The following is a 12,453-nucleotide window of genomic DNA, read 5'->3' on the forward strand; positions in this document are numbered from 1 at the left end:
GGGGAATGTGCTGGTGACGGTGTCAGATAGAAAGAAGGGCATTGCTGATCCATTGAATGCTGCATTGATTAAGTTCTTTGAACCAGTGATGTTGAGTGGGACCGATTATTATCCTTTTGGAATGACTATGAGAGTGGGAGGGGATAATAAGTATAAGTATGGGTTTAATGGCAAGGAGAATGATAATGAGGTGAAGGGGGGAGATGGGTTGCAGCAGGACTTTACTGCAAGAGCATACGATCCAAGAATTGGAAGGTGGTTTGCAACAGATGAAATGATCAAGCCACATTTAACCCCTTATAATTTTGTACAAAATAATCCAGCTAACAATATCGATCCAGATGGGAAGGACGATATTCATTTTCACTTTGTCACTAAAGTGGTTGCATATACAATTGGCGCGGGAAGTTCTGCTTGCTCAACTGTATATAAGAATGTAACTACAGCAAGAGTGGAAATAGTCAAAACCAATGGCCCTGACAGGTTTTATCATCATAAACATTTTGTGGCTGCAAATGGAATGACTTCGGAAAAGATCAAAGAGTTCCATCCTTTTGTTGCATCAGCAAGAAGTGGGTTAACAACAACAGAAATTCCATTTACATTTGGATTGCTTAATAAGGATGATCGTGATATTCATACGCTGAGTAAGTATTATGATGCATTCCCTGCTTTTAAGTCTTATTTGGATGACAGACTAAAGGGGCCTGTTGACGGAACTGGTAATTCTAGCAATTACACTGAACTGTTTTTCCCGAATCGAGAACATTACAATTCTGCTGGAAATGTAGTTAAGACAGCGGAAACTGTAGCTGCTGTGGCAAGTGTAGTTGATCTAGGATTAGGAGCCTTTCAATTATACAGATCAGGTGGATTATGGTTGGAAGGTGCGGCATATGGTTCAGACAAAGCAACTGTAAAAAGTTTCAACAACGTAGTTCCCAAGAAAGGGTGGTTTGATGTGGTTGTACACGGAGACTCTAAATATCCGGGGATGCTTTTTAATGCAGATGGTCAAGTATTTAATGCTGAAACGTTGTTTAAAATGATGCAAGAAAGTGGATTTAAGGAAGGGATGAAAATAAGATTAATTTCCTGCAATGGTGGTCTAGGAGGCGCTGGTAGTGCCGCACAAGAATTGTCAAATATTTCAAATACTACGGTAATTTCGCCAGCAGCAAGAACTAAAGTTGGTGAATTTGGAAAGTTGATCACTGAAGACAATAGTAAATACAAAGTATTTAAACCAAACCCATAAGAAATGAAATTTATAGGCTTTCTAAAGACTGAAGATAAAAACATTAGGGGAGGATTAGAGTTGAATGAATTAATCAATCAGAATATTTCCGAACCTGATATCAGGAGTAAAGTATTGCAATATTTAAATGAAGGTGTATTCCTAACTGGGATAATGAGCTTCCTTTATGACAATGATGGTCAACCAATTGGAAATTTGGACTATTTTACTGATGGAGAGTTGGTATGGCCAATTTATTATAGGTACTATCTTGCGAAGTATGAGAGTTGCTATATTGACCCCGATCTTTTAAGAGCTGCGAGTAATAATAGTCAAATAACTATAAGTAATGAAAGATTAGTTGAGTTAGAAAACATCTTTGACAAAGAATGGAGTGGAGCATGGAAGAAAGGATAGTGTAGGTGGAGGTATTGTACTACTCACCAACTAAATAACACTCAATAGGATTGGCTTAACGGTCAATCCTTTTTGCTTGGAGAGAGATGAATATGGATTTATTGAAAAATGATTATTTTCAGTGATTCAATCAGTCGGTTACTGCTAGGTAAATTCTGCGCTGACTAAATCATTTTTTATATGGCGAGGAAGCAAGCGGAAATAATATTTAATCTAAGGAAGTTTATTCAGCAAGGACTGAGAGAGCAGATTGATCGCTTCAGGGATATTTGTGATGAATATGAGTTTGCAGCATCAGGCATATTATCATGAGCCTTCAGATGCAATTAGAGAACATCATTATGGGTTTGATGAATTTCCGTATGAATACTGTACAATTCGATACTTCAGTGATGTACTTTCCAAGCAGCTTGCCTCATATGAATTCGAATTTTAAAAGCACATAGAAAATATTAGAAAGAATAAGAAATTTAATGAGCAGGGGCGTAAGGAATTATTTGCAAGCTTATATACAGGTTTGAATGAAATATCTGTTTTGGTAAGTGAAAATGCTTTAATAAACCAGTATCTTCAGCCATTAACCAATTTCATTGATCGGTTAAAGAACTTGTTTGTGGAAGATGCCACCAAGAAAATTGCCTTGTCTTTTAAATACAAGTGTGATAATGATATTTTCTTGGAAAAGGTTTTCAATATGGAAATTAATGGCATATGGTTCATTGATAAGGTAGAAACAAGTTTTCCTGTTTATAAGGCGATAATGACTTCTAAAAACATCTATGATATTGATCCTGCTTACAAAATACAATTGCAGTGCAATACTAGGATGGCAGCTTATATTCTTAGAAAAATGGAGAGCTATTTTTCAAGTTTTTACTTTTCAAATATCATTAGTTCCCAAAGATTTTATTCAAGAAACGGAGTGCTTCTAAAGGGTAGTAATCTGGATGTTTCTCTAAAGAGAGGCGGTAAGCCACCTCCGAATAAAAAGGCGATCGATTGTTTTTTTGACCGTTTATAAAAACAGTAATTTTTATTACTGAAACGTTCTCATTTTCAGCACATTAATAATTTTGCATCAGAAACTGGTATTAAACAGTTGCCGTTAATACCAGAATAGGCAGCGGTTAATCAAAATCAAATTATTAATGTAAACTGTAAGCAATGAACATTCCACAAATAAATGAAGGCGAGAGAGCGCAAAAACAACTCGCAAAAGATATAAAGGTCAATGTATAAAATGTGATATTTCAACACATGTGAGACAAAATTGAACTATTTTTTTCGATAGTACCAACTGCTGTTTCTTGAGTGAATTTGCTCCTCCTTTTCCCAGTATTTTGCAGTAACATCGGGCTGTATCGGTATAAGATTTTCTACGGATAATAATTTTTCATGCGGAGTCATGCCGTTCAATGAAGCGTGCGGTCGCTTGTAATTATAAAAATTCTGCCATTCGAGAAGCTTGTCAGCCAATTCAAGTGTTCGTTCTTTTCTAGGGATTGTACTATAAAACTCTGCTTTATCAGTCAATTGCGATCTTTCAACTTTTCCATTTAAGTGAGGGCTCCGAGGCTTAATTGGTCTGAATTTTATAAAATGATCCATAAGCTCTTCCTGAAACTTATCATTGAAGAATTCTGTTCCCCAATCGGTCTGGATCCTATGAACTGGAAACAGAAAAGTATCCAGGATATGGCCAAGAAAATTAACTGTCGATTCTGCTTTTTTATTTGGATATAAGCGGAGAGTTCTAAACCTGGTGCAATCATCAATGGCAGTAAACTGATAGCATTTGGGGCCAATCTTTGTCACATCAATTTGAACTCTATCGCCTGGAATAGGTCGATTGTACCTGGTGAAATCGCTATGCTTACGATATTTCTTGATATTGGGGAGATTGTTAGCCTTTAACACCCTCCAGACCGTTGGGCCTGAAATTTCAATGTTGTGCAGCCTTGAAAGGTGAAGGCTAATTCTCTGCGGGCCAAAATTGAATTCCTGTCTAATGGACTTTATCAATTCGGTGATTTCAGCAGTTATTCTTTGTCTTGCAAGGGTTTTAGGTCTTCTGGATCGTCCTGCTAAACCATCTTTTCCTTCATTCTTAACTCTTTTAATCCAACGATACAGGGTAGACCGTGGAATACCACATTTTCGGGCTGCCTTGCTCACTGAGCCAAGTTCCTCGTAACATTTTAACCAGGTTTCTCTTGCTTTGATTGACCTTCTCTTTGAAATCATAATACGTATGGAAGCGATTGCCTATCGTCGTTAGGTTTTAACAAAATGCTTTATCCACAACAGCTCATTCCAATTTTTAAGGATTTTCATTCGCTGTTGTGGATAAAGCCGAGGATCGTACTTCAACATTTGATCTCTAATCAGCGAATAATATCCTTATGAAAGGACCACAATATAGGAAAAAGAAAATGTAGCGAATGTCATGAAACTTCACATATAAAAACCCGGGGATATGCTTCCCCGGGTTTTCTTATATCTAATCCACCTTACGGATTCGTCCCTGTCTTTTGCTGAGCTATATTCCTGATCACAACTTCCACTCTTCTGTTACAAGCCCTTCCTTCTTCGGTCTTATTACTGCATTTCGGATTATCCTTACCAAATCCACGTGCAATCAACCTGCTCTTATCAACGCCTGCTGCCGTAAGCGCATCTGCAACAGCCTGTGCACGCAATCTGGAGATCTTCTTATTGGCAGCTACACTACCGATATTATCTGTGAAGCCGTCTATGAAGAAATTGGAATTCGGGATCACTTCATTCATCGTTTTCGCAGCATTCTCGATGATTGACCTGGATTCTGCCTTGATGGTAGCCTTATTGAAATCGAACAGGATATTCTTGAAGTCTGCAGTGATCTGCACCACCACATCTTCAACTGGACATCCTTTGGATGATGCCGGTCCTGGTTTATCCGGACATAGATCCTCTTCATCATTCACACCGTCGCCGTCACGATCAGGGATCGGACAACCCTGATATTTCGGAACGCCGGGAACAGTAGGACATTTATCATCCTTATCAGGAATGCCATCGCCATCAGTATCAGGACAACCCTTGAACTGACCGGAGCCAGGCTGATCAGGACATTCATCGATCTCATCATTTACGCCATCGCCATCTCTGTCAGGGATCGGACAACCATTGTATTTGGCCAATCCAGGCACAGTTCTGCAACTATCCATTTCATCGTTCACACCATCACCATCCGTATCCGGGATCGGACAACCATGATAACGGGCAACGCCTGGAATGGTAACACAGCTGTCTTCATTGTCGTAAATGCCATCCTGGTCTGTATCCTTACGCAGTTTCTTCTTCGCCTGCAGACCAAAACGGATGCCTATATGCAGGTCAGCCTGTTTTGATTTATCGAAGATGGCGGTCCACAAACTTCCGGAACCGAGGAATACAGGGCCCGCACGCAACGAGATACCGGCATTCCACTGTGTGAGCTCGCTGTAATTGATGGGCAATGCCACACCGAATTTTGCAACCTCCCAGCGTGGTGTAACGGTATAACTGTTCCAGGCAAAGAGATTGAGATTTCCTGTTTTACTGGTAGTGATCTGTGCATTCGCATTTGCATACAGCCCCTTCACGATCAGGTAATCCACATTGAACTGGAAAGAAGTAGGCAAAGAGATCTTGTAACTATTGTCTACCGAAGCATCTGGTGTGAAGTAAGGACTTGCATCCAGGATGCCTTTGAAGTCCTTCACAGACTTATCCTTGAACTGGCTAAGCAGGAATTGCTGGCCCGCAGGTACATTCATGGTATAAGCTCCTGACTGGTTACTGCTCTCATTGAATTTGATCTCGCCAATGTCCAGCGCGGCAATGCTTATTTTCAATTTGTATTTGTTGGCAAAACGGTCGTTCTCGAATTTTGAATAATCGAGGTTCGGACGATATTCGTACACAACACCGATATCTCCACCAAAACCATGACCATTGAATTTGAAGAAATCTCCAAAATCATAGTCTTTGAAATTGGCGTCTGTAGTGTTCAGGAATACGCGGCCTGTAGCATCAGTGATATACGTGCCGGAGCCGCCTGTATTGACTGTTCCATTGAAGTTCTCCATGCGAAGGTAAGCATCGGCTACGCCTGCCAGGTATTTCAGCGTAAGCCCCACTTTTACGAAGTGATGCGATTTGGATGGAGTAAGGATCTGGCCAACTGATGCGCCGATCTCCGTCCAGGCAGCTGAGTTGAGGATCGCTTTTTGCTGAGCAAAGTTGAAAGGATAATTATCTTTCGCTTCGCCTGCATCGATCACTGCTCTTGCCAGTTTGCCATCCGCATCACGCGCATTACCGAAGATCCGCGCACGGGTAGTGAACGCCACACCGGTCCTTGAACCTGCATTGAACAATACGGAAGGGCCCAGGATATCAACCCTTGCCATACCGTTCAGACCACCTCCACTTCCTGAAAGTAATTTTGATTTTAATGAATCTGAATTGAAAGATGATTTGGTGATGTCTTTAAAACTGAGACTGTTTTGGTTATTACCCGCAAAACCATCGATCGAAAAAAGATTGATATCCCAGCGGGAACGGCTATCAGCCGCATTGGCAGGATTGAAGAAAACACCGTTCACCCCGGTATAATTACTCGTTCGGTAGCCGGGATAACTTTGCGCATACGCGCCAACGGTAGCTGCCATCAATAAGGCGCACAGGTAAACTTTTCTCATACTAAATAGATTTAATGAGTGCATAGCGTGAAATAATATCACAACATTCTACGCCTGTAGTAAGGGGAAAAACTTATGCAGGTCAGAGCTAAATCTATAAGTAGAGAGAGTAGGGGGGAAATGTTATAACACAAATATATACAAATATATTGCCATGCCGGCAGTTTTGACAAAAATCGTTCACGCTTCGCTCATCCATTTACGGAAGGCCGGCGCCGTTTCCTGACTGATGATCACCAGTACATCTGAAACGGTGAGGTCTACCTGTAGTTTCACTTTTTCAAATGGCTTGAACCCTTTAATGAAGTTGAGGCCGATAATGTATTGCCTGTTAGCCCTGAAAAAGAGATCGGTATTGAGTTCCGCTTCAAGTTCGCTTAGCTTTTTGTCGGCCAGATATTTTTTACCGCTGCCATCCACAGCATACACGATCTTGTTTTCAGTGTAGAACAATGCAATATCCTCCAGCTTCACAGGAATGTTCTCATACCCTTTGCGCAACAACAGCCTGCTTTTACGCCGGTGGTTAGCTGAATCGATGATTACTGAACCGTTTTCAATCAACGAAGGAAGATCTTCCTGATTATCCTGTTGAAGGACCGCCCCAACAGGTGGTAAAGACTCCGCAACCAGTGCCTGCGGCCCATGCTGCGCGATCTTCTTTTCACGGTTCAGCATCAGCAACTCTTCACAGAGTGTAAGGATGATAATGCCCAGTACCATATCCGCGAGGTATTGCAGCACAATACCTGTTGATATTCGCTGCCCGGTAAACAAGATCCAGATATATACCAATATACCGGCAATGAACACACTAATAAGAGCATTCACGGCGGCGGTGGCGCTTATCTTTTTAAGCAGATTGTGGTTTAACCAGGATTGTTCACGTAGCCGCAACTGCACTATGCGGGTAACGGTAACGATCAGAAAGGTCAGAGCTATAAAAAAGAAACAGGTGATCAGTAACGCTGCAGGATGGTAATGAGCAGGCACAAATAAACCTGAAAGAAGAGGAATGATCACTCCCAGCAGAACAGTTACAGACAATCGCAGGTAATTATTCCGGTTCATACAACTACAAATTTTTCAAATGTGAATTGTGCAATTCGGAATAGACTCATGTGACGATATTTTGAACACTTGCTAACTCGACAACTTGACTCAAGCTTTCGGTAACATTTGATCTTAGTTTTCTAAGGTATTCAATTACTGTAGAATAGCAGTAATTAACGATACAGTCCGGTCTAATAGTAGGGGAGTTGGTTGTAAATATAGAGCACTTCGCGCAATAAAATGCTGCTTCAGGTTCTAAAATTCATGGTTCGGGAACAAAACGCTGTTAAATAGAAGCGTAGCCACGCCTTTTGTTGCCTTAGTTTTTTATTCCAAACAAAAATCGCAGGCAAATGAAACGCTTATTACTTGTTTTTACATGTCTCCTGTCTGTATTGTTTGCTGTTGCACAAACGAGAAGTATTTCCGGTATCGTCAAGGACGATAAAGGAGATCCTGTTGCTGCAGCTACAGTGCGGGCAAAAGGAGCGAGATCAGGAACAACTACGAAAGGCGATGGCAGCTTTACGTTGACGATTCCTCAAACTGCCCAGACACTGGTAGTGTCATCAGTAGGATTTACAGAACAGGAGATCCCACTGACACCGGCACTCACCTATGACATCACGCTTCAAAAAAGTTCAGGTCAGGAACTCAGTGAAGTGGTAGTAACCGCACAGGGCATCAGTCGCGACCGGCGCTCACTGGGTTATGCCACCACCAATCTGAAAACAGACCAGATCGCCAACAAGGGTGAGGTGAACCTGGTAAACTCCCTTCAGGGTAAGGTAGCCGGTGTGAACATCACTGGCGCTTCCGGTAGCCCCGGCGCATCCTCTAATATCAATATCCGTGGTATCACGTCTTTCCTGGGTAGTAACCAACCGCTCTTTGTAGTGGATGGCGTTCCCGTTAGTAACGACCTGGACCGTACAAACGGAGGCCCGATCTCTTCTCTCGGTGATGCACAACCCTCCAACCGGATTGCAGACCTCAACCTGAACAATATCGAGTCTGTGAACGTTCTGAAAGGACCAGCAGCCGCTGTTTTGTATGGTTCACGCGCATCCAATGGCGCCATCATCATCACAACCAAGAAAGGTGCAGGCGGCAGAGGGAAAATGGATATTTCGCTTGGCAGCTCCTATTCCATTCAAAAGGTAAGCGGCCTGCCAGAATTACAAAATGAATACGGCCAGGGCTTGAATGGTGTTTACAATCCGATCAGCGGCAACTCATTTGGCCCAAAGTTCGGCGCTACACCCACCACTGCCAATGGCCTGATAGACGCACAGGGTAATACAGTGCCTTATCAGTTGTATAAAGACAATATCAAAGATTTCTTTGAAACCGGCAACCTGAATGAAAACAACCTGAACATCAACTTCGGGGATGCAACTCAGAATGCTACACTGAACATCGGACACTTATCACAACATGGTATCATCCCTGCAACGTCACTGAAAAGGACCAACATTCAGTTTGGTGGCAATACCACTGTTGGTAAAATGAAAATTGGCGGTACTGTTACTTATATCAATACCGGCAATCAGGGAGCGCTTGGTGGAAACAGCGCCGGTGGTGGTACCGGTTTCGGTTACCTGGTGAATATCCCCAGAAGCTTCGATCTGCAGGCATATGAAAATGACTGGAAGTTCCCCAATGGCCAGCAGAAATTTGCATTGCTGGCAAACGGTATTGAGAATCCATATTTCACTGCACATGAAAACCCTGTAACAGGAAACCTGAGCAGGTTCCTGGGATCAGCAACACTCAGTTACGATATCACTCCATGGTTAAATGCCACTTATCGTTTCGGAGCGGACGTTTATACTGACAGAAGAAAACAAATCTATGCTGTGTCTTCCCGCGTAATTCCGCAAGGTCTGGTATTGGAAGATCAGTTTTATCGTCAGGAGCTGAACAGCGATCTTTTCGTTACCGCTAAGAAAAAAGACATATTCACGGAAGGTTTGAACGCTACTGCCATGTTAGGCTGGGGCGTTAACCAGCGAAAATTCCAAAACGTATTTGCGCAGGGAGATGAACTGGTAATAAACAATTTCTATAACCTGAGCAGCGCTACGGTATTCTCCAATGGAACAGGCGAAACTCATTCACTGAGAAGACTGGTAGGTTATTACGGCCAGATCTCATTGGACTGGAACAATTATCTTTTTCTTGAGTTGACAGGTCGCGTTGACCAGAGCTCAACTTTGCCCAAGAACAAGAACACCTATCTGTATCCGGGCGGAGCTTTGAGTTTCGTTTTCACGGATGCATTTGATATTAGCAACGATGTGCTTTCATATGGCAAACTGCGTTTCAGTGCCGCCCAGGTGGGACGTGATGCAGACCCATATCAGTTACAGAATATTTTTGTCAACAACAGTCTCGGTAACAACGTGGCAGGTGTTACATTCCCTCTTGCTGTAGGAGCTAAACCGCTTCCAGGATTTACACCAAGCAATATTATTCGTAATCCGGATATCAAACCAGAGTTTACAACCTCTTACGAAGTAGGCGTAAACCTCGGTCTCTTCAAGAACAGGGTAACAATTGATGCGGCATATTTTAATACTGTGAGTAAAGACCAGATCTTCCAGGTTGCACTTCCTGCTTCAACAGGGTTTACAGCCCGCTTTGCCAACGTAGGAAAGATGACCAATAAAGGTATTGAACTGGCACTTACCGGTTCGCCCTTCAATGGCAAGAACTTCCAATGGGATATCAACGCCAACTTTACCAGGATAAGGAATAAAGTAGTGGATATTTTTGAAGGAGTAGAGAATTTCGCCATCGCTTCCGGCCAGAGCTTCAGCGGTGTTGTTCCCTCTATCGCCAAGGGATATGCGTACGGTGTTGTAATAGGAAATAAATTACCCAGAACACCCGATGGACAATTTATCATCAACCCCCTCACCGGAACATTTGCTGCAGGTATTGGAAACTCCATCCTGTCTGATCCCAATCCTGACTGGACTGCCGGTATCACCAATACCTTCCGCTTCCATGGGATATCACTGCAATTCCTTTGGGATTACACATCCGGTGGTGACATTTTCTCCTTCACAGTTCCTGCACTTCGCAGTTCCGGGGCTTTGAAGGAAACAGGTGTGAACAGGGATCAACCAATGATCATTCCCGGCGTAATTGAAGATCCGGCAGGTTCCGGAAAATACGTTCAAAACACTATCCAGATCCCTGCACAGGCTTATTGGAGAGCTGCTGGTCTGGCTACCGATCTCAGTGTGTTTGATGCAACTGTTCTCAGATTAAGGGAACTGGCGCTGGGTTACGATCTCCCTGCCAATGTGCTGCAAAAAACACCATTGAGCCTGGTTCGCTTTACTGCATTCGCGAGGAATCTCTGGTTCCATGCTCCTAACTATCCAATGGATCCGGAAGTGAATACGCAGGGTGCAGGCAACCTTCGTGGCCTGGATCTGATGGGTGCGCCCAATGTTAAAACAATGGGCATTAGCCTGAAGGTTACTTTTAAATAATTGATAAGAATAATTCTATTGTTATGAATAATAAGATTTTTCTATGGTTGCTGTGCGTTCTGATGATCGCTTCAGCAGGGTGTAGTAAAAGTGCATTCCTGGATATAAACGAAAATCCCAATAATCCATTAGATGTACCTCCAAATGTTCTGCTGTCTTCAGCAACATATACAACAGCATTTGCAAATGCAAATGAACTCTCCAGGGTAGCCAGTCTGCTCATTCAACATAATGCAGGCGTAGCCAATCAGGCAGTGGGATTTGATATTTATAACCTGGACGGAAATTTCGATAACTCCTGGAATTTTGAAATCTATGCAGGAGCTTTGCCTGCTATCCAGGCATTGATCGATAAGACTGATACCACGGGCCTTGGTCCCAATTATGCAGGTATCGGCAAAATTCTGAAGGCATATCTTCTTGCTATGGCTACAGATCTCTGGGGTGATGTGCCTTATTCTCAGGCCGGATATGGATTGAAATTTCAGCAACCCAGATTCGATAAACAGGAAGATATTTATCAGGGTAATGCATCACTCGGAATACAAAGTCTGTTCGATCTGGTTAAAGCAGGAATTGCCGATCTCAAAAAAACTACCCCAACCGGTGGTTTCCCTGTTACTTCTGACGCAGACAGGGTTTATGGTGGAAGTACTGCAAACTGGGTCAGGGCAGGAAACACTTTGCTGCTGAAATTAGCAATGACAATTTCAAACGTCAATCCAACGCTTGCAAAAAGTGTGATCGATGGTGTAATAGCAGATAATCAAATGATCTCCGTAAATGGGCAGGACCTTGAGGTTCCCTACGGAACTTCTGTTGGTAGTCAAAGCCCGCTCTATAGTTTCAACGAAGTGAACAGACCTACTGATATGATGCTGAGCACCCGTTTCCTGAATTTGATGACGACAGGACTGAATGCCAAAGCCTATCTTCAGAAAATGTATTCCGATACTTCCGGCGTTTTCGTTCCTTATGAAAACGGTTCGGGGGTTACGCCTCCCGGAATTGACTTCAGGTCAAAATACCATGAATATGTTCTGATCTCTTCGGATTCAACCACAACTCCGGTTAGGTTACTGACCAATTCCCAACGGGCATTCATACTCGCAGAAAGTGCATTGATCCTTAATACTGCCGGTGATCCCAATACGCTGTTCCGGGAAGGTATTTTCACTGCGATGCTGAAAGCCGGCTTTGATTCCGCAGCTATTAACACCTATTTTGCTGCCAACCCTGCAAAGGTTACTTTGACTGGTTCAATTGAAAACAAAAGGGAACAGATCATTACCTGGAAATACGCTGCCAATATCGTGAATCCTTTGGAAGCTTATAACGACTACAGGAGAACAGGCTATCCGGAACTGCAGCCTGCATTGAATGCTTCCGGCGACGATCCTTCTGTGATCCCCAAACGTTTCACTTATCCACCCAATGAGACTTCCGCCAATCCAAACATGCCGAAGCCTCGTCCGCTTACCAATCAAAAAGTCTGGTGGGGTAAATAAAGTGA

Annotated in this window: 8 protein-coding genes; 5 read left to right on the forward strand and 3 right to left on the reverse strand. The window is 42.8% G+C overall.

The genetic code is table 11. The features are described 5' to 3' along the window. Positions 1 to 7 precede the first annotated feature (7 nt). The 3 genes from FSB84_RS23045 to FSB84_RS23055 all read left to right on the forward strand — a co-directional run bounded on the left by FSB84_RS23045 (position 8) and on the right by FSB84_RS23055 (position 2,675). Positions 8 to 1,258, forward strand: a complete 1,251-nt coding sequence (locus tag FSB84_RS23045; protein WP_130540214.1) for an RHS repeat-associated core domain-containing protein — start codon at positions 8 to 10, stop codon at positions 1,256 to 1,258. 3 nt (positions 1,259 to 1,261) lie between these two features. Continuing rightward, positions 1,262 to 1,654: a hypothetical protein gene (locus FSB84_RS23050; RefSeq protein ID WP_130540215.1), complete on the forward strand. Its 393-nt coding sequence runs from the start codon at positions 1,262 to 1,264 to the stop codon at positions 1,652 to 1,654. A 517-nt stretch (positions 1,655 to 2,171) separates the two neighbouring features. Continuing rightward, on the forward strand, positions 2,172 to 2,675 hold the full coding sequence (locus FSB84_RS23055; RefSeq protein WP_130540216.1) for a DUF6617 family protein: 504 nt from the start codon (positions 2,172 to 2,174) through the stop codon (positions 2,673 to 2,675). 254 nt (positions 2,676 to 2,929) lie between these two features. Here the strand turns inward: FSB84_RS23055 and FSB84_RS23060 are convergent, their stop codons facing one another. The 3 genes from FSB84_RS23060 to FSB84_RS23070 all read right to left on the reverse strand — a co-directional run bounded on the left by FSB84_RS23060 (position 2,930) and on the right by FSB84_RS23070 (position 7,452). Next, positions 2,930 to 3,898, reverse strand: a complete 969-nt coding sequence (locus FSB84_RS23060; protein WP_130540217.1) for an IS481 family transposase — start codon at positions 3,896 to 3,898, stop codon at positions 2,930 to 2,932. A gap of 266 nt (positions 3,899 to 4,164) precedes the next feature. After that, positions 4,165 to 6,381, reverse strand: coding sequence for a DUF5723 family protein (locus FSB84_RS23065; protein WP_158644074.1), 2,217 nt, complete (start codon positions 6,379 to 6,381; stop codon positions 4,165 to 4,167). Between the two features lie 180 nt (positions 6,382 to 6,561). Next, positions 6,562 to 7,452, reverse strand: coding sequence for a LytR/AlgR family response regulator transcription factor (locus FSB84_RS23070; RefSeq protein WP_130540219.1), 891 nt, complete (start codon positions 7,450 to 7,452; stop codon positions 6,562 to 6,564). A gap of 335 nt (positions 7,453 to 7,787) precedes the next feature. Between FSB84_RS23070 and FSB84_RS23075 the strand changes: the two genes are divergently transcribed. Both FSB84_RS23075 and FSB84_RS23080 read left to right on the forward strand, forming a co-directional pair. Then, a complete protein-coding gene (locus FSB84_RS23075; RefSeq protein WP_130540220.1) occupies positions 7,788 to 10,940 on the forward strand; it encodes a SusC/RagA family TonB-linked outer membrane protein in 3,153 nt (1,050 codons plus the stop codon). Between the two features lie 23 nt (positions 10,941 to 10,963). After that, on the forward strand, positions 10,964 to 12,448 hold the full coding sequence (locus FSB84_RS23080) for a SusD/RagB family nutrient-binding outer membrane lipoprotein (RefSeq protein ID WP_130540221.1): 1,485 nt from the start codon (positions 10,964 to 10,966) through the stop codon (positions 12,446 to 12,448). Positions 12,449 to 12,453 lie beyond the last annotated feature (5 nt).

Origin of the sequence: Pseudobacter ginsenosidimutans, assembly GCF_007970185.1 — a bacterium.
Lineage (GTDB): Bacteria > Bacteroidota > Bacteroidia > Chitinophagales > Chitinophagaceae > Pseudobacter > Pseudobacter ginsenosidimutans.